20 protein-coding genes are annotated in these 21,426 nt (G+C 68.0%); 11 read left to right on the forward strand and 9 right to left on the reverse strand.

Translation table 11 applies throughout. The features are described 5' to 3' along the window. Positions 1-4: 4 nt before the first annotated feature. Entirely contained in the window at positions 5-1,456 is a 1,452-nt protein-coding gene (locus tag ACSUZC_RS23580; protein WP_439030855.1) for an MDR family MFS transporter, read from the reverse strand. Between the two features lie 124 nt (positions 1,457-1,580). Here ACSUZC_RS23580 and ACSUZC_RS23585 point away from each other — a divergent pair, with 124 nt between their 5' ends. Continuing rightward, positions 1,581-2,207, forward strand: coding sequence for a TetR family transcriptional regulator (locus ACSUZC_RS23585; RefSeq protein ID WP_439030856.1), 627 nt, complete (start codon positions 1,581-1,583; stop codon positions 2,205-2,207). 111 nt (positions 2,208-2,318) lie between these two features. Here the strand turns inward: ACSUZC_RS23585 and ggh are convergent, their stop codons facing one another. Continuing rightward, positions 2,319-3,659: a glucosylglycerate hydrolase gene (ggh, locus tag ACSUZC_RS23590; RefSeq protein ID WP_439030857.1), complete on the reverse strand. Its 1,341-nt coding sequence runs from the start codon at positions 3,657-3,659 to the stop codon at positions 2,319-2,321. Between the two features lie 86 nt (positions 3,660-3,745). Between ggh and ACSUZC_RS23595 the strand changes: the two genes are divergently transcribed. Continuing rightward, complete coding sequence (locus ACSUZC_RS23595) at positions 3,746-4,426, forward strand: SDR family oxidoreductase (RefSeq protein WP_439030858.1); 681 nt, start codon at positions 3,746-3,748, stop codon at positions 4,424-4,426. Position 4,427: 1 nt separating this feature from the next. On the opposite strand, the gene ACSUZC_RS23600 is transcribed toward ACSUZC_RS23595, so the two are convergent. Continuing rightward, positions 4,428-4,817: a nuclear transport factor 2 family protein gene (locus tag ACSUZC_RS23600; RefSeq protein WP_439030859.1), complete on the reverse strand. Its 390-nt coding sequence runs from the start codon at positions 4,815-4,817 to the stop codon at positions 4,428-4,430. A 209-nt stretch (positions 4,818-5,026) separates the two neighbouring features. On the opposite strand from ACSUZC_RS23600, the gene ACSUZC_RS23605 reads away from it, so the two are divergent. The 5 genes from ACSUZC_RS23605 to ACSUZC_RS23625 all read left to right on the forward strand — a co-directional run bounded on the left by ACSUZC_RS23605 (position 5,027) and on the right by ACSUZC_RS23625 (position 10,374). Beyond that, the gene (locus tag ACSUZC_RS23605; protein ID WP_439030860.1) at positions 5,027-6,067 is read left to right on the forward strand and encodes a glycerophosphoryl diester phosphodiesterase membrane domain-containing protein; all 1,041 of its coding nucleotides are present in this window, start codon (positions 5,027-5,029) and stop codon (positions 6,065-6,067) included. Then, positions 6,064-6,744, forward strand: coding sequence for a DUF4129 domain-containing protein (locus ACSUZC_RS23610; protein ID WP_439030861.1), 681 nt, complete (start codon positions 6,064-6,066; stop codon positions 6,742-6,744). The genes ACSUZC_RS23605 and ACSUZC_RS23610 overlap by 4 nt, the downstream gene beginning before the upstream one ends. 68 nt (positions 6,745-6,812) lie before the next feature. Beyond that, positions 6,813-8,015, forward strand: coding sequence for a DUF4350 domain-containing protein (locus tag ACSUZC_RS23615; RefSeq protein ID WP_439033215.1), 1,203 nt, complete (start codon positions 6,813-6,815; stop codon positions 8,013-8,015). After that, a complete protein-coding gene (locus ACSUZC_RS23620; RefSeq protein WP_439030862.1) occupies positions 8,012-9,082 on the forward strand; it encodes an AAA family ATPase in 1,071 nt (356 codons plus the stop codon). Before ACSUZC_RS23615 ends, ACSUZC_RS23620 begins: the two co-directional genes overlap by 4 nt. Further along, positions 9,082-10,374: a DUF58 domain-containing protein gene (locus tag ACSUZC_RS23625; RefSeq protein WP_439030863.1), complete on the forward strand. Its 1,293-nt coding sequence runs from the start codon at positions 9,082-9,084 to the stop codon at positions 10,372-10,374. Before ACSUZC_RS23620 ends, ACSUZC_RS23625 begins: the two co-directional genes overlap by 1 nt. A gap of 200 nt (positions 10,375-10,574) precedes the next feature. On the opposite strand, the gene ACSUZC_RS23630 is transcribed toward ACSUZC_RS23625, so the two are convergent. Beyond that, positions 10,575-10,985, reverse strand: a complete 411-nt coding sequence (locus ACSUZC_RS23630) for a RidA family protein (RefSeq protein ID WP_439030864.1) — start codon at positions 10,983-10,985, stop codon at positions 10,575-10,577. A gap of 79 nt (positions 10,986-11,064) precedes the next feature. Here ACSUZC_RS23630 and ACSUZC_RS23635 point away from each other — a divergent pair, with 79 nt between their 5' ends. After that, positions 11,065-11,469, forward strand: coding sequence for a winged helix-turn-helix transcriptional regulator (locus ACSUZC_RS23635; protein ID WP_439030865.1), 405 nt, complete (start codon positions 11,065-11,067; stop codon positions 11,467-11,469). 235 nt (positions 11,470-11,704) lie between these two features. Here the strand turns inward: ACSUZC_RS23635 and ACSUZC_RS23640 are convergent, their stop codons facing one another. Then, entirely contained in the window at positions 11,705-11,980 is a 276-nt protein-coding gene (locus tag ACSUZC_RS23640) for a hypothetical protein (protein ID WP_439030866.1), read from the reverse strand. Between the two features lie 138 nt (positions 11,981-12,118). Further along, the gene (locus ACSUZC_RS23645; protein ID WP_439030867.1) at positions 12,119-13,111 is read right to left on the reverse strand and encodes a stage II sporulation protein M; all 993 of its coding nucleotides are present in this window, start codon (positions 13,109-13,111) and stop codon (positions 12,119-12,121) included. Between the two features lie 111 nt (positions 13,112-13,222). On the opposite strand from ACSUZC_RS23645, the gene ACSUZC_RS23650 reads away from it, so the two are divergent. Then, complete coding sequence (locus tag ACSUZC_RS23650) at positions 13,223-14,107, forward strand: RDD family protein (protein ID WP_439030868.1); 885 nt, start codon at positions 13,223-13,225, stop codon at positions 14,105-14,107. Positions 14,108-14,174: 67 nt separating this feature from the next. After that, the gene (locus ACSUZC_RS23655) at positions 14,175-15,413 is read left to right on the forward strand and encodes a lipase family protein (RefSeq protein WP_439033216.1); all 1,239 of its coding nucleotides are present in this window, start codon (positions 14,175-14,177) and stop codon (positions 15,411-15,413) included. A gap of 7 nt (positions 15,414-15,420) precedes the next feature. Here the strand turns inward: ACSUZC_RS23655 and ACSUZC_RS23660 are convergent, their stop codons facing one another. Both ACSUZC_RS23660 and ACSUZC_RS23665 read right to left on the reverse strand, forming a co-directional pair. Then, positions 15,421-16,668: an amidohydrolase gene (locus tag ACSUZC_RS23660; RefSeq protein WP_439030869.1), complete on the reverse strand. Its 1,248-nt coding sequence runs from the start codon at positions 16,666-16,668 to the stop codon at positions 15,421-15,423. A 160-nt stretch (positions 16,669-16,828) separates the two neighbouring features. Then, complete coding sequence (locus ACSUZC_RS23665) at positions 16,829-18,022, reverse strand: acyl-CoA dehydrogenase family protein (protein WP_439030870.1); 1,194 nt, start codon at positions 18,020-18,022, stop codon at positions 16,829-16,831. Positions 18,023-18,094: 72 nt separating this feature from the next. Here ACSUZC_RS23665 and ACSUZC_RS23670 point away from each other — a divergent pair, with 72 nt between their 5' ends. Further along, positions 18,095-18,427 carry a TfoX/Sxy family protein gene (locus ACSUZC_RS23670; RefSeq protein WP_439030871.1) on the forward strand — a complete coding sequence of 111 codons (333 nt, stop codon included), beginning with the start codon at positions 18,095-18,097 and terminating at the stop codon, positions 18,425-18,427. 55 nt (positions 18,428-18,482) lie between these two features. Here the strand turns inward: ACSUZC_RS23670 and leuS are convergent, their stop codons facing one another. Further along, positions 18,483-21,389: a leucine--tRNA ligase gene (gene leuS, locus ACSUZC_RS23675; protein ID WP_439030872.1), complete on the reverse strand. Its 2,907-nt coding sequence runs from the start codon at positions 21,387-21,389 to the stop codon at positions 18,483-18,485. Positions 21,390-21,426 lie beyond the last annotated feature (37 nt).

Raw genomic sequence — 21,426 nt, forward strand, 5'->3', positions numbered from 1 at the left:
CCTCCTACGCGCTCTTGCGGCCCCGCACCAGTGCGGCCGCCGCGACGAGCACGAGCGACAGGCAACCGGCGACGACGAACGCGAGGTGGACGCCGTCGGCGCCCGCCTGGAGCGGGTTCACCCCGTCGTCGATGGCCGATTGGGTTCCCCTGGTCATCAACGTGATGAACAGTGCCGTGCCGGCCGCCCCGGCGACCTGCTGGATGGTGCTGACCGTCGCGCTGCCATGGGAGTACAGTTCCGGGCTCAGTGACCCGAGAGCGGAGGTCATCAGCGGCGTGAGGCCGAAAGCGATTCCCGCGCTGAGGATCACGTGAGCGGCGATCACCATGCCGATCGACGAGCCGGCGTCGAGGGTGGTGAGCAACCAGGTGCCCGCGCTGACCGCGATCGTGCCGGGCAGGACGAGCGGCCGCGCACCGAGCTTGTCGAACAGGGCCCCGACGAACGGCGCCAGCAGACCCATCACGAGACCACCCGGCAACAGCACCAGACCAGTCGTCAGGACGTCTTTGCCCATCACGTTCTGCAGGTACAGCGGCAGCAGGATCAGCGCGCCGAAGAGGGTGAGCATGAAGCCCGCCATCAACACGACGGCGAGGCGGAAGGGCCCGACCGCGAAGGTCCGTAGGTCGAGCAGCGCGTGGCCGCGACCGGCGAGGGCCAGCTGCCGGTAGACGAACAGCGCGAGTGCGACGACTCCGATGACCAGCGGCACCCACGGCGGGACCGGAGCGTGTCCGTTGGCGGATTCCCCGATGCTGCTCAGTCCGTAGACGAGTCCACCGAAACCGAGAGCCGACAACGGAACCGAGATGATGTCGAGGTGCGAGGGCCGCTGCTCGGTCACATTGCGGACGAAGACCCCGCCCAGGATCAGCGCGCCGACCGCGATCGGGAGCACGATCCAGAACATCGCGCGCCAGCTCAGCGACTGCAGGATGAGACCGGACACCGTGGGCCCGATGGCAGGCGCCACCGCTATCACGATGGAGACGAGCCCCATTGTGCGGCCGCGATTCTGCTCGGGAACGACATTGAGGATGGTCGTCATCAGGAGCGGCACCATGAGCGCGGTACCCGACGCCTGGACAATACGCGCGATGATCAGGAGCTCGAAACCCGGCGCCAGTGCCGCGACGAGCGTTCCGACCGTGAACAGGGTCATCGCCGCGATGTAGATGGACCGCAGCGTGAACCGCTGCATCAGGAACCCGGTGATCGGGATGACGATCGCCATCGTCAACAGGAACCCACTGGTCAGCCACTGAGCGGTCGCCGCGGTGATGTCGAGATCGGTCATCAGGGTGGGCAGGGCCACGCTGAGGATCGTCTCGTTGAGGATCACCACGAAGGCCGCGACCAGCAGCACACCGATGAGCAGCACACCGCTGCGCTCGGTGGTGGGGGTGTCTCGGCGCTCGTCGGTGCCCGCGAGGGCTGCGTTCTCGGTCACGGTCGCTCTTTCATCGCTTCGGTCATCCGGTCGATCACACGGCGACGATACACGAATGTGTCAGTGACTGTCAGATTGGCAGCAGGTGACGCGAGCTTCTGGCGTGAAGGCTACCCTCGTGCCCATGACAGACTCCTCCGAGAGCGGCGGGTTGCGGGCCCGGCGACGGGATGCGACCCTCCGGGAGATCCATGAGGTCGCGTTGGATCTGTTCGAGCGCAACGGGTTCGAAGCGACGACCGTCGATGAGGTCGCGGCTGCCGCGGGAGTGTCGTCCCGGACGTTCTTCCGGTACTTCCCCACAAAAGAAGACTGCGTACTCTTCGACCGGTTCGGATTCGACCAGGCCATCGACGACCATCTCGCCACCCTCGACGCCGACACCCTGACCCTCGCCGACATCGAGGGCGCCTACCGCGAACTCCTCGAGGGCTTCGGAGATCGCAGCGACGACGTATCGGCACACTTCATGCGCGTACAGAAACTCGTGCTCGCGACACCATGCCTCAGCCGGGTGGTGCTCGGCCGCCATGCCGAGAAGTCCCGGCAGCGCCCCGAGGCCCTCGGTGGGCGGAGTTCGACGAGAACCCGTGCGCAGATCCGGATGATTCTCGAGATCGCCAATCTCGAGGTGCAATGCGCTTTCGAGGAGTGGGTGGAGGTCAACGAGGCCGCCGAGAGCGGATCGGCGTCTCCCCGGTCGCTGGTGGCCGTGTACGACGACGTCTGCCGTCGGATGAGGGAACTGTAGATCTCTGTGGGACAGTCTGATCGGTGCGGTGACATGGATCGCCCGGTGACATGGAGGTGGTGGCGGGCAGTGGGCCGATCTGGTGGGCGCACGCGCAGGTGGAGCCGGTCGTCAGTCCAACCAGTCGAGTACCGAGGCCGCGGTCCAGCTCTGCTGCATGCTGCCGAGCGGTTCGCCGGTGAAGGGTTCGTAGTACTCGGCGAACGTCCCGTCGGTCGCCTGTCGCAGACCCTCGTCGCGAAGGCGCGCAGACCGTTCGGTCCACCCCCGGCGGGCGAACGCCCAGCTGAACAGCCAGGTCATCACCGGCCACACCGGGCCGCGCCAGTACTCCCGCGGACGGAAGTCCGCCGAGATCGGTGACGTCGAGGGCGGCACCGCATAGCGCAGGTCCGGATGGCCGCAGTACCTCGGGCCGTCGAAGAGCCGCAGCAGGGCACGTTCACGTTCGCGCGACAGGCCACCGCACAGCAGCGGTGCGAACACCGCGATGGTCTCGGTGTTGATCCACGAGTTGGCGCGGAGATCGAAATCCCTTGCGGCACCGTTGCGATCGTTGGCCGCCGACACCACACCGGACCGGAACCGGTCGGCCCACGCGCGCAGGTCGCGCACATCCGACCTCGGCTTGGAATAGTCCTCGCCGATGGTGGCGAGCACGTCACACGCGACGGCGAAGATGGCGCTGACGAAGACGTCCTCGACCGCGAAGCTCATCACCTTCGGAAGCAGTTCGTCGTCGTAGTTCGCCCGTTTCATCTGCTCGACGAGCCAGATGTAACGGTCGTACTCGAGATCGGTGGGGCGCATCGACATGTCTTCGACATGGTCGAGGTCGGCCCGCTGATAAGGCGGAAGGTCCAGGCCCGGAACGACGTTGGCGTAGGCGGAGTCCCAGCGCGGGGAATTGTCCATGCCGGATTCCCAGCCGTGGAAGAGGGTGATCCGGCCGCGGCCGTTGGGATCTCGGGCATGGGCCAGCCAGCGGTGCCACCGCACGAGAGAACTCCAACGCCGGTCGATGAACTCGTTGGCCACCGCTCGCGTCGTACGGCCGTGGCGTCGGGAATGGTCGAGGATGCGCTGCACGGCGATCGCGTGCACCGGCGGCTGCGTGATCCCGGAGGTGTCGGGGAAGTCGGGTGCGCATTCGGCCAGCCGGGCGCACTCCCAGCGAGACGGGCCGGGGAAGTATCCGTCACGACCGTTGGCGAAGACGATGTGCGGGATCATCCCGTTGCGCCACTGTGCGGACAGCAACGTGTCCATCTCGATCACGGCCCGCTCCACCGACAGCGGCGCGAGGCCGACAGTCACGAACGCCGCATCCCAGCTCCACATGTGCGGATACAGCTTGGGCGCAGCACTTGTCATCGTGCCCAGGTCGTTGCCGCGCAGCAGATAGGCGGCACGCGCCGACAACTGCGTTGGGGTGAATCCGTACCTGGCCACGCCGACGATTGTGCCCCGCGGCGCCCGGCTGTGCTCAGCGAGCCCGATGCGGCTCGGCTTCTCCGGTTCGACAGTAGGGTCGAGGAGTGCCCACCGCTTTGATCACCGGAGCGAGCCGAGGTCTCGGTGCCGAGATCGCCCGGCAACTCGCCCCCACCCACGACCTGCTCCTCGGCGGACGCCCCTCCCCCGAACTCGACCGGCTCGCCACCGAACTCGACGGTGCCAGCACGTTCGCCGTCGAACTGACCGACTACGAGGAGGTCGAGGCCGAGGTAGAGGCGATCACGTCCCTCGATGTGCTGGTCCACAACGCCGGCGTGGGGAGCAGCCTCGAGAAGGTGGCCGACACCCCCGTCGAGGAGTGGCATCACGTCCTCGAGGTCAATCTGATCGCGGCGGCGGAACTGACGCGACTACTGCTCCCCGCGCTGCGGGCGGCCTCCGGCCACGTCGTCTTCGTCAACTCGGGCGCGGGGCGCCGGGTCAATCCGGGCTGGACCCCGTACGCGGCGAGCAAATTCGCACTGCGTGCGCTCGCCGACGGGTTACGCGTCGAGGAGCCCACTCTTCGGGTCACCACGGTCTTCCCCGGACGCATCGACACCGACATGCAGCGCGACATCGTCGCCATCGAGGGCGACGAGTACGACCCGTCGAAGTTCCTGAGGCCCTCGACCGTCGCCCGTGCCGTCGTGCAGGCCGTGCACACCCCGGCCGACGCCCACCCCGAGGAGATCGTGCTGCGACCGACGGGGCTGGGCTGACTCAGAGCTGCTTGAGGTCCGACTGCTGCCACACCGCGCGCATCGTCGCCACCTTGCCCTCGTCGTCGAACACCATGATGTCGACCGGGGTGATCTCGAAGGCGAGGCCTGCGGTCTTGGTGACGAGGGTGAACTCGAACACGGCGGTGTCGCCGGCGATCTTCTTCCACTTCAGGGTGGCGGTGCGCTCGTCCATACCGGTGATGACCGAGTAGAACTCCACGAGCTGGTCGCGGGTGTCGCGGATGTCGGCGCCGATGGGATCCTCGACGGTCGCATCGGCCGCGTAGAGATCGGCGATCTGCTCGGCGGTCCCCGAGTTCAGCAGTTCGATGTAGGCGTCCACGGCGGCGTCGATCTTCTCGGCCAGCCCGGCTTGCTCAACGGTCATCAATCCTCCAGAAATAGAACGTGTTCTAGTTCGGCACGGTAGCACGCGTGTCCGTCGACCGGTGGATGATTCCGGTGCACGGGCCTGCTTGTTTGATACGTTCGCCGCACAGATCCCCCGCGTGGAAAGGCCGGTGTCCGTCGTCGATGTCCGAGCCCCCGCACGCACCGCCGCCCCGGCCTGACGAGGCCTCGCGGCGACCTCCGGACGTGTCCGACGAATGGCGGCCCGTCGACGCGGCCGACTCGCAGGCACCGTCGGTCTCACAACCGCAGTCGGGCCCGCAACCGCAGTGGGGTTCGGCCGTGTCCGGGCCGCACGGCCCCGTCGCGGTCAACCCGCAGGGTTGGTGGTGGCCGGGTCCGGTGCCGCTGCTGCGACCCGCGTCCGTCACCGACCTTCTGCAACGGATCTTCACGACCGTCTTCGCCGCACCCCGCGTGTTCGTCGGCCTCGTGGGCGCGAGCTGGCTGGTGGCAGCGGTGCCGCTCGTGATCGCCACGTACTGGCTCGTGAGCTCCGGCCCCTTCCTGGAAGATCCGGATGAGTGGGGCTCGTCCGCGGCACCGGCCGCTGCGGTCGTGGCTGTCGCATTTGCGCAGTGGATCGTCGTGGCAGGCACGCTCAGCGGAGTCGCAGCTCACCCGGCGGCCCGTCTCCGCGCCGGTACCCGGGTCACCCTCCTCGACACGTGGCAGCACACCCGGCGCGCACTCATGCCGCTGCTCGGTTGGACCGCGCTGCTCGCGCTCGCCGTCGCGACGGCCTTCACACCCGCCGTCACACTGTTCACACTCGGTGTGCGCTCGGGTGGGCTCGTTCTTGTCGCGGGCAGTGTGCTTCTCGCCCTGGTCGCGGTGATCCCGGTGGCGTGGCTCGGCGTGCGCACAGTGTTCACCGCACCGGCGATCGTCGTCGACGGACTCTCGATCCGGGACGCTCTCGGCCGCTCGGGAGCGCTCTCGGTCCCCGGGTTCTGGCGGACGTGTGGCGTTCTCGCGGTGATGGGCGTCCTGGTCTGGGCGGCTATGGCGACGATGATGTACCCCGTCGACCTCGTCGGATCCATCGCCGGCGAGTGGTTCGGCGGTGATGGCGACACCACCGCGACGATTGCGTCGGTGATCGGCGCCGTCCTGGCCTCGATCGTCGTGCAACCGGTCCTGACCGTCGTACCGGCGGTCCTCTACGACGAGGCGCGCACCGCGCAGACGGCCACGGCACTCCACACGGGGCCGGGTGGCCGGTGACCCCGATCCTCGCTCAGCCACTCGACCCCGGTAACGACGAGGCCCGACGCTGGGCCGAGCAGGAGCTTTCCGACTCCGACTACCAGCCGCCGCAACCGTCGTGGCTCGACCGGTTCAGTGAACGACTCTGGGAATGGCTCGCCGACAACATCTTCGGATGGTTCGGGGGATCGGACACCATCCGGGTGATCGTCATCGTCCTCGCGATCGCGCTCGTCCTCGGACTCGTCGTCGTGGTCGTTCGTCACCTCCGGCGCAACCCGAGAGTGCCCGAGGTCGCCTCGACACCGACGTCGACGACGGTGATGTCCGGCGCGGCTCGGACCGCCGAGGAGTTCCGGAGCGAGGCCGAGAACGCCTATGCGGCAGGCCGGTACGACGCCTGCGTGATCGCATCGGTCCGGTCCATGACGCGGCGCGGGATCGAGCGACGGCTGCTGGCCGACGAACCGTCACTCACCGCCCACGACGTCGCCGTCGACCTCGGACCGAGATTCCCGCTCCATGCCGACGCGTTGTCCCGCGCGACCGACCTGTTCGACGCCGTCGCGTACGGCGATCGACACGCGTCGGCGGAGTCCGCGTCACGCGTCCTCGAACTCGACCGCGCGATCGCCTCCGCACGACCGGCGCAGGCCGAGGGGAACCGTCCTCGTCGACTGGCGGTGCCCCGGTGACCGCCGAAGTCCACACACGCGGCCCGCGGCCGGCTCCGGTGAAGAATGCAACCCCGCGCTGGATCTGGGTGGTCATCGTCCTGGTGGTGGTCGTCGTCATCGCGGTCGTGGGCCTGCTCGGCCTCACCGCGCTGACCGGGGTCAAGGGCGCACCCGGGCCCGGCGTCAGCTACGACCCCGACAACGCGCAGCCCACCGGAGCCCGGGCGCTGGCGCGGATCCTCGACGACCACGGTGCCGACGTCCGGCAGGTACGAGGTCTCGACGACTTCACCGACGCGCCCCGGCCCGACAGCGGCACAACCGTGGTCGTGAGTTCCACGTCTGCGCTGAATCCCGGTACCACACAGCAGTTCCGGGACCGGGTACGTGACGCCCACCGGGTGATCCTGGTCGCGCCGGACAACACTGTGCTCAGCGCGCTGGGACTCCCGGTCACGTCCGGCTTCGGTGCCGGGCCGGCTGCGGTCGCCGCCGGTTGCCGGACCTCGGAGATCGCCGAGACCGACATCGTCGGCTACTCCCCGTTCGGCTATGTCCCGACCTCGACCCCGCCCGCGGTCACCGCGTGCTTCACCGCGGACACGGCGTCGAACCTGGTGATCGTCCCAGGCAACGCCGACCGACCGGAGGTCGTCATCGTCAGCGGCGACTTGGTGACCAACGAGCAGCTGGCCGATCACGACAATGCCGGCGTGGCCGTCCGGGTCTTCGCGAGCTCGAACGACATCCTCTGGTACATACCGCTCTTCACCGACGAGGTCGACACCGACGACGAGGAGTCCGACATCCCGGAGGCGGTGGGGCCGCTGATCCTGCTGGCGGTCTTCGGCGTGCTGGTGCTGATGCTGTGGCGCGGCAGGCGATTCGGCGCACTGGTGACCGAACCGTTGCCCGCCGTCGTGAAGGCCATCGAGACCACCCGGGCCCGCGGCCGGATGTACCACCGGGCCGGGGCCGACGCCCGCGCCGCCGCTGCCCTCCGGATCCACACACTGTGCTCGCTCGCATCGTTCCTCGGCCTCCCGTTCGACGCGACACGGGCCACAGATGCGCTGTCCCAGCCGGATTGGGAATCGACGGTCGCGCGGACCGAGAACACCGATCCGTCCGTCCAGGCGATCGTGGTCGCCGTGGCCGGAGCAAGCCACCGCGATCCCGGCGAGGTCCACGCGCTGCTCGCCGGACCACTGCCCGCCGATGCCGCGGGACTCGTGCACTTCACCGCCGCACTGACCGCTCTCGAGAAGGAAGTCCGACTCACGCCATGACCGTCGACCCGTCCCGCACCCCCGGCCCGCTCGAGCAGCCCGGTCCATCCGGACCGCCACCGCAGCAGAACCCGTTCGACCAGCAGCAGGCGTCCACGCGCCCCGGAGCATTCGAGAAGAATCGTGCCCGGGACGCCCTGGGCGCGGTTCGGGCCGAGGTCGCGAAAGCCGTCGTCGGTCAGGACCCGGCCGTGGCGGGCATCCTGATCGCGTTGCTGTGCCGCGGCCACATTCTCCTCGAAGGCGTTCCCGGCGTGGCGAAGACACTGCTCGTCCGGTCGGTCGCGGCCGCGCTCGACGTCGACACCAAACGCGTGCAGTTCACCCCCGACCTGATGCCCGGAGATGTGACCGGCTCCCTCGTCTTCGACGCCGCCAGTTCGGAATTCACGTTCCGCGAGGGACCGGTGTTCACCAACCTGCTGCTGGCCGACGAGATCAACCGGACCCCGCCGAAAACCCAGGCGTCGTTGCTGGAGGCCATGGAGGAGCGCCAGGTCACCGTCGACGGTCATCCCCGGCCGCTGCCGAGCCCGTTCCTTGTGGCCGCGACGCAGAACCCGGTGGAGTACGAGGGCACCTACCCCCTGCCCGAGGCGCAGCTCGACCGGTTCCTGCTGAAGGTCACCCTGCCGCTGCCTCCCCGCGACGACGAGATCACCGTCCTGACACGGCACGCCTCCGGCTTCGATCCGCGGAACCTCGCCGCCGCAGGATTGCGGTCCGTCGCCTCGGCGGCCGATGTCGAGGCCGGTGCCGAGCAGGTACGCCGGGTTTCGGTGGCGCCGCAGGTGACCGCGTACATCGTCGACATCGCACGCGCCACCCGGTTCTCCCCGTCGCTGGCCCTCGGCGTCAGCCCACGCGGCGCGACGGCGCTGCTGGGTACGAGTCGGGCGTGGGCCTGGCTCAACGGCCGCGACTTCGTGACCCCCGATGACGTTCAGGCGCTGGCACAGTCGACCCTGGCGCACCGATTGTCGCTGCGGCCGGAAGCCGAACTCGAAGGCGTCTCGGTGGGGTCGGTGCTCGACGCCGCCGTCAAGTCGGTGCCCGTCCCGCGCTGATGTTCCTCACCGGACGCTCTCTGCTCCTGGTGCTGCTCGGTGCGGTGCCCATCCTGGTCTGGCCGAACTTCGTGGTCCCGCCGCTGTGGGTGATGTTCTGCGTGATGCTCGTCTGCGTCGACATCGCGCTCGCCGGATCGACGAAGTCGATCACCCTGGCGCGTTCCGTACCCGGGCCTCTTCGACTCGGCGAGTCCACGACCTGTTCGGTCGCCGTCACCAACCACGGCTCGGGGACGTTCCGTGGTGTCCTGCGCGACAGTTGGCAGCCATCGGCGGGCGCGTCGGAGAACACACACCGCGTCACCGTTCCGCGCGCCGAGACACGCTCGGTGACAACGATCCTCACGCCCACCCGGCGCGGAGACCGCCTGGCCGTACGGATGACCATCCGCCGGCTCGGACCACTCGGACTCGCCGGACGCCAGCGTTCGGTCGCGATGCCGGGCCGCGTCCGAGCATTGCCGCCGTTCGATTCCCGCCGGCTCCTGCCCTCGCGGCTCGCCCATCTCCGCCAGCTCGACGGCCGGTCGGCGGTGCGGGTGCGCGGCCAGGGCACCGAATTCGACTCCCTGCGCGACTATGTCGAGGGTGACGATGTCCGCAGCATCGACTGGCGCGCCACCGCCCGACGCCGGTCGACGGTGGTCCGTACCTGGCAGCCCGAGAAGGACCGGCACATCGTCATCGTCCTGGACACCTCGCGGACCTCGGCCGGGCGGGTTGGCGACACCCCTCGACTCGACGCCGCGATGGATGCGGCGCTTCTGCTGGCCGCGCTCGCGTCCCATGCCGGCGACCGGGTGGACCTCATCGCCGGCGACCGGCGCGTGCACCGGCGGGTGGTCGGGGTCGGTCGCACCATGCTGCTCAACAGCCTGGTCACCGCCATGGCCGACCTCGAACCCGCTCTGCTCGAGGCGGATTGGCCCCTACTCGGTGCCGAGGTCGCCAAGATCGGGCGTCAGCGCGCCTTGCTCGTCCTGCTGACCCCGCTCGAACCGGCCGCCGTCGAGGAGTCTCTGCTCCCACCGCTGGCGGTCCTGGCGCAGCGTTACAAGGTGATCATCGGTTCGGTCGCCGACCCCGCCCTCGACCACATGCTTGCCAAACGCGGCGACGCCGCCCAGATCTACGACGCCGCGGCCGCGGCCCGCACGATCACACTCCGCAACCGGACGGCCACTGCGTTGAGCCGGCTCGGCGTCGACGTGGTGGATGCCGAGCCGGCAAAACTCCCCGCAAAACTCGCCGATCACTACCTTCTGCTGAAGTCGCGGGGATTGCTCTGACCCCCCTGCCGGTTGAGCCGGCACCGAGCGCAGCGACGAGCCTGGTCGAATCCACCCCGCAACCAATCCACAAATCGCTCAACCACTCCCAGCGTCAGTCGGTTATGTCGGTGGGGTGGTTTACCGTGTCGGCAGAGGGCTGGAATGGGGACCGGTCCGCGACAGTCCGGAGTCATCGTGCGAGGGACTGTCCCGCGCCGTCAGTCGAGGATCGCGGTGGCTTCGACTTCGACGAGGACGTCGGGTTCGAAGAGGTAGTCGACGCCGATCAACGAGGCGGGGGGCATCGGAGACGGCAGGCCAATGTCCTCGGCAACGCGCTCGACACCGGCCATGAAATCGGCGATCTTCTCGGGCGCCCAGTCGGTCACGTAGAACGTCAACCGCAGGACGTCGCCGAAAGCCGCCCCCGCCCCTGCCAAGCCGGCTGCGGTGTTTCGCAGCGCCTGAGCGACCTGGCCCGCCAGGTCACCCGGTGCCACAGGCGTTCCGTCGGCCGTTCGAGCGATCTGGCCACTGACGTGCACGTGACGCGTCCCCGTGCCCACAGCAACGTGGTGGTATGGCGTCGGCTGGGTCATGCCCAGCGGGGTCGAGTAGTCAACGGTCATGGTGTTCTCCTCAGCGGCATCCAATAGGTATATCTTTGATACTTGGTGGCTGCAGGACACTTCAAGGAGACGTGGTTTCATGACCGATACCGGTGGACAGTCCGTCGAGCTCGCGATCAGCGCACCACATCGCGAACTGCTGGATCAGGTGCTGGACAAATGGTCGTTGGCGGTCTTGAACGAACTCTGCGAGCAACCCTGCCGGTTCAACGGTTTGCGGCGCGCCATACCAACGGTCACCCAGAAGTCGCTCACCGCGACATTGCGCAAGCTCGAGCGGAACGGCATCGTCGAACGGGTCCTGCTGAGCTCGCGCCCGGTCGCGGTCGAGTACCGAATCACCCCGCTGGGCAAGACACTTCGTCCACCCATCGACGTGATCCTCGAATGGGCGACGGCACACATGCCTGACATCGAACGTGCCCGGGAGGCCTTCGATACGGCCGAGGACGACTCGACGGCACAGCGCTTTTCCACCCAGTGATCACACTCCGCGACGCGGGGGTTGCTCCGAGCTAGCCGTCCTCGCCGAGCGACCGCTACCCGCGGGTCGGCGCCGATCTGTCTCGTGTACGTGCTCCGCTGTTGACCGACACAAGCGCTACCTGACACCGATCTGCGCTAGTTGTAAATAGCGCAGCTGTTGGGAAGTAGCGCTTCTGCACATAGGAGGAGCGCTGGCGACGAGCCACCGAAGGGCGACTGTCACCGAGGGGGCGTCACTTCTTCGCGAGCACAGCCCGGTAGCCGAGGAACCCTACGTACCCGGCGAGCCCCGCCAGACCCAGCCGTCGGGTGCGGGGCGACACCAGCGCCACACCGATCGCGGTCTCGAGGGCACCGTTGCGGTAGGTCCAGGTGGTCGTGTCGTCGGGGAACACCGGTGCCGTGATCGGCGCGAAGGCCTGCGGTGCGACGAAGTGCGCGAGCCCGACCGCGGCCAGGCCACCTCCCACCAGCGAGACTTTGTCCAGCGATCCCTTACGAGCGGCCATCGGTCGTTCCCTTCGTCGAAGATTCTCCCGTGATCGTAGGCGGTGTCGGGGCACCGGTGGACGTCGCCTCGACGCCTCCACGTCTTTCGCGGTCCGGCGGTCGACCTGCGGTCCGGGGGTCGAGGCGCAACTATGCGGTCACGCGGTCGGCACGGTGAGCCCGCGGTCGGCCTCGTCGAGGTCGCCGGTGTCTCCGTGTTCGACCGCGCGGCGTCCGGCGACGAAGACGTAGGCCATGAACAGCGACCACACCGAGACTCCGATCCCGATGCGCGCCCAGGTGGGCAACGGGGACGGGGTCACGAAGGCCTCGATCACCCCGCACAGCAGCAGCACCACGACCAGACCGAGGGCAACACCTATCGCGGCTCGGCCCGCCTCGCCGAGAGCTGTTGCCCGCGTTCTGTTCCCGGGTGACACCCAGGCCCAGAAGATCCGAAGTCCGACGCCCGCGGCGACGAACAGGCACGTCAGCTCCAGCATCCCGTGCGGCAGGATCAGCCCGAAGAACAGGTCGCCACGACCGTGGCGGATCATGATCGACGCGACGACCACAAGATTCAAGACGTTCGTGTAGAGCATCCAGACGACCGGAAAGCCGAAGACGCCCAACGCGATACACAGGGCAGCGAGCCAGAAGTTGTTGGTCCACACCCGCGCCGCGAACGAGGTGGCCTCGAATTCGCTGTAATAGTTCTCGAAGTCGTTCGTGACGAGTCGCTCGATCTCCTCGGGCGAGGCGAAGGAACTCTCGATGCGCGGATGCTCCAGGACCCACCACGTCATGAGTGCCGCCGCACCCAGCGAGGCACCCATCACCGACAGCCACCACCACCGCATCCGGTAGAGGGCCGCGGGAAACGACACGGCGAAGAACTCGACGACCGTCGCGGGAGTGCTGACCCGGGTACCGGTGGCACGCCCCCGAGCGCGCGCCAGCAACGACGAGAGGTAGGCGACGAGTGACGCGTCGGGGGCAGCGGATCGGATCACCGACAGATGCGTCGCCACCCGCTGATAGGTGTCGATCATCTCGTCGGCCTCGGCGCCGGTGAGACGACGACGACGCGACAGGGTGTCGAGTCGCTCCCACGTCGCGCGGTGCGCGGACACATAGGCGTCGAGATCCACCCGGTCAGCCTAACCGCCGTTTTCGTCATGTCGGCGCGTGTCATTCAGCGGACGTCGTGCCGGTGCAGTCCGACGGCCACCCGGTGCCGTCACGTCGTAGGGTGAGGCGTGATGTCGAGTCCCGCGCCTCCCCCGCCGCCGGGTGCACCCGGTGCGCCGGTGGCCGGCCGACCTGGCACGGTTGCCTGGGGTGCGGGTGCCACGGCGACAGTCGGGGTCGGCCGCGACGACCTCGTCTCGGGTGAGGCGGTCGCCCTCGCACTGCCCCCGGCAAACCTCGGTTATCGAATTCTCTCCGGCATCATCGACGTCGCTCTCGGATTCGGTCTGTGGTTGTTCCTCTGGTGGCTCTCGTTCAAGGTCGCCATCGACGCGAACGAGGCCTGGCGCGGGACGATCAACACCCTCATTCCCATCCTGGCCGTCGTCGCACTTCCCACCGCGCTCGAGACCGTCACGCCGGGAAAGACCGTCGGCCACCTCGTCCTCGGGCTGCGCACCGTCCGTGACGACGCGGGTCCCATCCGATTCCGGCACGCGCTCACCCGCGCACTGGTCGGGTTCGTCGAACTCTTCGCATGTCTCGGCCTGCCGGCGCTGATCTCCGCGGCCATCTCTCGCCGCAACAAACGCCTCGGGGATCTGCTGGCAGGCACCTATGTGATCCGCGATCGGCACCGAATCGTCGACCAGGCACCGATCCAGATGCCACCGCAACTCGAGGTGTGGGCGCGGGCGGCAGACATGGCGGCGCTCCCCGACCGCCTCGCAGTGATCGTCCGCCAGTTCCTCGACGGCCGGCACGGCATGAAACCAGAGCCGCGCGCCCATGCCGCCCGCCGCATCGTGTTCGATGTGGCGCCGTTCGTCGCGCCCGCTCCCCCGCCGGGCGCCCCGTTCGAGGACGTGTTGTCGGCGATCATGGCCGAGCGCCGACGTCGCGACACCGAACGTCTGGAGCGGGAGGCCGCGCTCCGGGAGCGACTGTTGCGATGAAACGGGTCGCGCCCCGCGTTCCCCGGCGCGCCACCGGCCACGCGCGGTTACCCTGCTACGAGTGACGGTGCCAGCACACTCCGTGAGCCATACGAGACGACCGGTCGGCCGACGGCTGCTCGCCGGAGCCATCGCGGCCGTCGCGGTGGGCACCGCCGCGTTCGCCGGTGTCGGGTCCACCTGGGCGGGCCCGTCCCCGAACTCGACGGCCGTCCACCTCGTCACCCCCCGCGTCATCAGCACCGAAGCCGTATACGACCCCGTTGTCGCTCTCCCCCAGGCTGATTCGACGCTCCGCGTGCGGTACAGCTCGACCTCGGTCCGCGGCGAACCCACCGAGATGACCGGAACCCTGCTCACTCCGTCGAGCCCGCCGCCGGCCGAGGGCTGGCCGCTGGCCGTCTGGAACCACATGACGGTCGGTGCCGCCGACGACTGCGCCCCCTCGACCGCGCACTCCGACCACGCCGAGCTCCCCCGGATGACGTCCGGAGATGCCATCGTCGCCCGACTTCTCGACGCCGGGTTCGCCGTCGCCCGGCCGGACTTCGAGGGCATCGGTGCGCCGGGCCCACATCCCTACCTCATCGGTTCCTCGCTCGCGCGATCGACGGTCGACATGGCGTTCGCCACTGCCCATCTCGACCCTCGTATCGGGCATGACGTCGTCGTGGCCGGCCACTCCGAGGGTGCGGTCGCTGCGCTGTCGGCCGCGGCCCGTCCGTCCTCGGAATGGGGAAACCTGCGCTTGCGAGCGGTGTCGGCGCTGGCACCGCCGACGCAGATCGCCGCCCTGCTCGACGGCGCCTCGAATGTCCCGGTGGCCGGACCGGCCATCAACGAACTCATGGGGCTGGCCGCGTTGATCGGGAGTGGCGCGGGCGCAGCCGATCCCGCCTTCGACCGACTCATGGAGACGGGTGGGCTCAGCACCGCGGCACGGAAGCTCCGGCCGCAGGTGGAGACCCGCTGCTACGCCGATCTGACAGCCCCGGACTCGTTCGGCGGTCTCGCTCCCGCGCATCTCCTCGGTCCGCGCGGTGCCGAGATGAAGGAAGCGCTACTGGGCATCCTCCGCGACAACGACGTTGCCGCACTGCGCTTCCCGCGCGGACTGCCGGTCCGGATCGACTCCGGAACAGTCGACACCGTGTCGCCGGCACCCCTGGTGTCGGGGCTGGTCGAGACCTATCGCCGGGCAGGCGTACCGGTCACCTACTACGACCACTTCACGGGGCACCCGGGAGTGGCGACCGATCCGCGCAACGCCGAGGTCATCGCCGAGTGGCTGATCGGTCGGGTGTGACCGTACGTCAGATGCCCGGACCGAGCCAGGAGCGCGCGGCATGCACCAGCGCCCGAACCCCGATCGGCAGGGTCGGGTCGATCACCGGCGCGTAGTGCGGTGAATGGTTGGAGGGCACCGTCAGCAGAGCCGGGTCGGTCATGTCGCCGGTGGTGAACAGCGACGGGTCCGCACCCCCGAGCAACCAATACGACAGTGGTGCATCGCAACTCGTCGCGAGAATCCCGACATCCTCACTGCCCGCACCGGCCCCGGGGTCGAGAATGTTGCCCTCGCCGAGCCACTCCGCGAATGTCTCGAGGGTTTTGTCCAGTGCGTCAGCGTCATTCGTGACGACGGGGAACCGCTCGATCTCGGTGACCGTCGGTTCGTCGGGCGCTCCCGAGGCAGCGGCCTCGCCGCGGACTATTCGTTCGACACCGTCGAGAATCTTGCGACGGACTCCCTCGTCGTAACTACGGATGTTCAGCTGGATCTCGGCCTCGCCGGGGATCACGTTCGCCGCGTCGCCCGCATGGATCGAGCCGACCGTCAGCACCGCGGTGGCGGTGCTCGGGATCTCTCTGGAGATGACGGTCTGCAGTCGCAGCACCGTCGACGCCGCCAGGACGATCGGGTCGACAGATGCCTCGGGCATGGATCCGTGCGCTCCACGGCCGACGAGACGGACCCGCAACGAATCCGAGCCCGCATACGAGGCGCCGGGGTGGCCCGCGATCTTGCCGGCCGGTAGCGGAGCCACATGCTGGCCCAGAACCACGTCGGGTCGCGGGAACCGGTCCCACAGGCCGTCGTCGACCATCGCCTGCGCGCCGGCACCGAGTTCCTCCGCAGGCTGAAAGACCACAACCAGCGTTCCCGACCACTCTCGGGTGTTCGCAGCCAGGACCGCGGATGCCCCGAGCAGGCACGTGGTGTGCAGGTCGTGGCCACATGCATGTGCCACCGGCACCGACTTGCCGTCGTCGTCGGTTGCGGTCACTGTACTGGCGTAGTCGAGACCGGTGTCCTCGCGGACCGGGAGTGCGTCCATGTCGGCGCGCAGCGCGATCGTCGGTCCGTCCCCGTTTCGCAGGATGCCGACGACACCGGTCTTCCCCACTCCCGTGGTGACCTCAAAACCCGCTGCGTGCAGGCGATCTGCCGCGATCGCTGCGGTTTGCTGTTCTCGAAAACCGAGTTCGGGATGCCGGTGGAGGTGCTTGTACAGGTCCACAAGCGACGGGTCGACGTCGAAATCAAGGGTTGTGGTCACATCGCCACCTCCGACAGCGGTCGCAGGCCGGGCCGGATGCCCGACCCCTACGCCCCATGGTCACACGTCGTGGAACCAGATGTGCCGGCTCGGCGGCATTTGCTGTCGGTTATCCAGAATCGCTACGTCGAATCCGCCTGCGAACGGCGGGGACGGTCTGCTACTTCAGATCCGTCGACGTCTTACCCAGCACCCGGCGCGCGATGATCAATTGCTGAATCTGTTGCGTGCCTTCGAAGATGTCGAGGATCTTCGAGTCTCGAGCCCACTTCTCCAACAGGGAGGTCTCCGAAAAGCCCGCTGTGGCACCGATTTCTACCGCCTTGTTGGTGATGTCGGTGACGGTGCGACCGGCCTTGGCCTTGGACATCGACGCCTCGGCGGAGTTCGGTTGCTTGTTGTCGGCCATCCAGGCCGCGCGCACCGTGTGCAACCACGATGCCTCCCAGTCGGATTCGAGCCGGATGTACTCCGCGACGGTGGCGTGCTGAGCCGATGCGGGACGGTCGTAGTCGATTTGGTGGCCCGCGTCCTCCAGCATCCGTCGAAGTTCTTCGAGCGCCGCACGACCGAGACCGATGGCCATCGCCGCGACCACCGGGCGCGTGTTGTCGAAGGTCTGCATGACCCCGCCGAAGGCCTTCTTGGTGTCGATCTCCGGCGAACCGAGGAGGTTCTCGGCCGGCACACGAGCGTTCTCGAACCGAACGACCGCTGTGTCGGAGGCCTTGATGCCGAGCTTGTGCTCGAGGCGCGCGACCGTGACACCGTCGGTCGTCATCGGCACGACGAAGCTCTTGATCGCCGCACGTCCGACGGTCTTGTCGATGGTGGCCCACACGACCACATGGTCGGCCCGCGAACCGGCGGTGACGAAGATCTTCTCGCCGTTCAGGATGTAGTCGTCGCCGTCGAGCGTGGCGGTGGTGGTCACCGCGGCCGAGTCGGAGCCGAAGCTGGGCTCGGTGATCGCCATCGCCGCCCACACATCACCGAAGCGTTCGAGTTGCTCGGGAGTGGCCACCGCCGCGATCGCCGCGTTGCCGAGTCCCTGTCCCGGGATGGAGAGCAGAAGTCCGACGTCGCCCCAGCTCATCTCCAGTGCGGAGAGAAGACCGCGCATGTTGGCGCCGTTCACCGACGGCGCGTCCGATGCGGACTTGTCGGTATCGGCGGACTTCTCCGAGGACCGGCCCTGTTTGGCCAGCTTGGCCAGCTCATCGAGTTCCACCGGATACTCGTGCTCGGCCTTGTCGTACTTGCGCGAGATGGGCCGGAAGAGGTGCTCGGCAGCCATGTGGGTGCGCTCGACCGTCGAATCGAACTTCTTCGGGAGCTCCAGGTTGATCGCCATGTCGATACCTTACTGCCCGGTAAGTTCGTTGCCAAGTCCCTCGCGGGTTCCGACGGCGAATAGCCTGGACCGGTGGCCTACGACGAGGAACTCGCCTTTCGCATCCGTGCGCTGATGGCGACGGAGTGCGGCGTCGACGAGAAGTCGATGTTCGGCGGACTGGCGTTCCTGATCAAGGGCAACATGGCGGTCGCCGCGAGCGGCAAGGGCGGCATCCTGGTCCGCGTCCCGCCCGAGGAGACCGACAGCCTGCTCGAGTATCCGCACACCGCGCCCATGGTCATGTCGGGCCGGGAGACGCGCGGCTGGTTGCGCGTCGGCGACGACGGTGTCGCCACCGACCGGCAACTCTCCCGCTGGGTCGCGATCGGCGCCGACTTCGCGCGGAAGTTGCCGCCGAAGTAGATCGGGGCCCTTCGAGGCTCGTCGCTATCGCTCCTCGCACCTCAGGGAGCAAAGGTCACGGGACGATGTTCACCATCCGGCCGGGCACCACGATGACCTTGCGCGGTTCGGCACCGTCGAGGATCGCGGCGATCTTCTCGTCGGCGAGGGCGGTGGCACGCAGGGTGTCCTCGTCGGCATCGGCGGCCACGGTGATGCGGCTGCGGACCTTGCCCTTGACCTGAACCGGGATCTCGACGGTGTCCTCGACCAGCCACTTCGGATCGGGAGTGGGGAAGGGACCGCGCACCACAAGACCGCCCTGACCCAGGCGATGCCACAGCTCCTCCGCGATATGCGGTGCCAGGGGCGCCAGCATGGTCACCAGTGATTCGACGGCTTCGCGTGGGGGACCGGTCTTCTCGAAGTTCTTCGTCAGGTGGTTGGTCAGCACCGTCAGCTTGGCGACCGCCGTGTTGTTACGCAGCGCGTCGTAGTCTTCGCGAACACCGGCGATCGTCTTGTGCAGCAACCGTTTCGTGTCGTCGTCGAGTTCGGCGTCGGTGACGCGCACCGCGCCGGACTCCTCGTCGACGACGAGTCGCCAGATGCGCTGCAGGAACCGCTGCGAGCCGACGACGTCCTTGGTGGCCCACGGACGCGACTGGTCCAGAGGACCCATGAACATCTCGTAGACGCGCAGGGTGTCGGCACCGTAGTCGCGGCAGATGTCGTCGGGGGTCACCGAGTTCTTCAGCGACTTGCCCATCTTCCCGTACTCCTGGCGGACCTGTTCACCGTTGTAGAAGAACTGGCCGTTCTCCTCGGTGACCTCCTCGGCAGGTACGTAGATTCCGCGTGAGTCGGTATAGGCGTACGCCTGGATCATGCCCTGGTTGAACAGCTTCCGGTAGGGCTCGCGGCTGGTGACGTAACCCAGGTCGAACAGGACCTTGTGCCAGAACCGCGAGTACAGCAGGTGCAGAACCGCGTGCTCGACGCCACCGATGTAGAGGTCGAGGCCACCCGGGTCGTTCTCGCCGTGCAGCGCCGGACGGGGACCCATCCAATACGCTTCGTTCTCCTTGGCGCACAACGTGTCCGAGTTGGTGGGATCGATGTAGCGCAGCTGATACCAGGAGCTGCCCGCCCACTGGGGCATGACGTTGGCGTCACGGGTGTAGGTCTGCGGGCCGTCACCGAGATCCAGTTCGACGGTCATCCAGTCGGTGGCCTTCGCCAGCGGGGGAGAGGGCTCGCTGTCGGCGTCGTCCGGATCGAAGGACACCGGTGCGTAGTCGTCGACTTCCGGCAGTTCCACCGGCAGCATCGATTCCGGCAGCGCATGCGGCCGGCCTGCCGCGTCGTAGACGATCGGGAACGGCTCACCCCAGTAGCGCTGCCGGGCGAACAGCCAGTCGCGCAGCTTGTACTGGATCTTTCCGGTTCCGGCACCGTCGGCCTCCAGCCGTTCGACGACGGCGGCCTTCGCGTCGTCGACCCGCAGTCCGTCGAGGAAGCCGGAGTTGACGAGTGGCCCGTCTCCGACATACGCCTCGGCCTGGATATCGGTGTCCGACCCGATGACCTCGCGGATCGGCAGGCCGAAGACGGTCGCGAACTCGTGATCACGGGCATCATGGGCCGGGACCGCCATGATCGCGCCGGTGCCATAACCCATCAGGACGTAGTCGGCGATGAACACCGGAACCTGTTCGCCGTTCACGGGATTCACCGCGAAACTGCCGGTGAAGACGCCCGTCTTCTCCTTGTTCTCCTGGCGCTCGAGGTCGGACTTGGCCGCGATCGACGCCCGGTAGCCGGCGATCGCCGCGGCCGGATCGGCGGCTCCGCCCGTCCAGCGCGGGTCGGTGTTCGCCGGCCACTCGGTCGCGGTCAGACGGTCGACGAGGGAGTGCTCGGGCGCGAGCACCATGTAGGTCGCTCCGAACAGGGTGTCGGGGCGGGTGGTGAACACCTCGATGTCACCGATACCCGGCACGTCGAAGCGCACCTGGGCGCCGCGCGAACGTCCGATCCAGTTGCGCTGCATGGTCTTGACCTTGTCCGGCCAGTCCAGCAGGTCCAGGTCGTCGAGCAACCTGTCCGAGTACGCGGTGATCCGCATCATCCACTGGCGCAGATGCTTCCGGAAGACGGGGAAGTTGCCGCGGTCACTGCGACCATCGGCGGTGACCTCCTCGTTGGCCAGCACGGTGCCCAGGCCCGGGCACCAGTTGACCAGCGAATCACTCAGGTAGACCAGGCGGTGATCGTCGATGACCTCGGTCCGCTCGGCGGGGGAGAGGTCAGCCCATGCGCGGCCCGCGAATGCGCCGGCCAACGGGCGTGCGCCGGAGGCGAATTCGTCGACCAGCTCGGAGATGCGTCGCGCCTTGCCCTGGTCGGCGTCGTACCACGCGTTGTAGATCTGCAGGAAGATCCACTGGGTCCACCGGTAGAACTCGACATCGGTGGTCGCCACGCGGCGTCGCTCGTCGTGGCCGAGACCCAGACGGCGGATCTGGCCGAGGTAGCGCTCGATGTTCTGCTCGGTCGTGGTGCGGGGATGCGTACCGGTCTGTACCGCGTACTGCTCGGCGGGCAGGCCGAACGAGTCGAAGCCCATCGTGTGCAGCACGTTCTTGCCGGTCATCCGCTGGTAGCGCGCGAAGACGTCGCTGGCGATGAAGCCGAGCGGGTGCCCGACGTGCAGTCCGGCTCCCGACGGGTAGGGGAACATGTCCTGCACGAACAGCTTGTCCGCGGCGTCGGCACCGCCCCCGCCGAAGGCACTGAGGTCACCGGCCAGCGGTCCGACGGGGTTGGGCGCCTCATAGGCGTGCTCGTCGGACCACGTCTGCTGCCAGCGCTGCTCGATGTCACCGGCGACCGCTGCGGTGTAGCGATGCGCGGTGGTGTCGGCGGTGCCGGTTCCGGTCGTCCCGGCCGAGCCGCTGCCCTTGGTCTCAGCTGAAGTCACGCGACCAGGGTAAATCCTGTCCCGGACCGGCCGTGAA

The organism is Gordonia terrae (genome assembly GCF_051789125.1).
GTDB classification, from domain to species: domain Bacteria; phylum Actinomycetota; class Actinomycetes; order Mycobacteriales; family Mycobacteriaceae; genus Gordonia; species Gordonia terrae_A.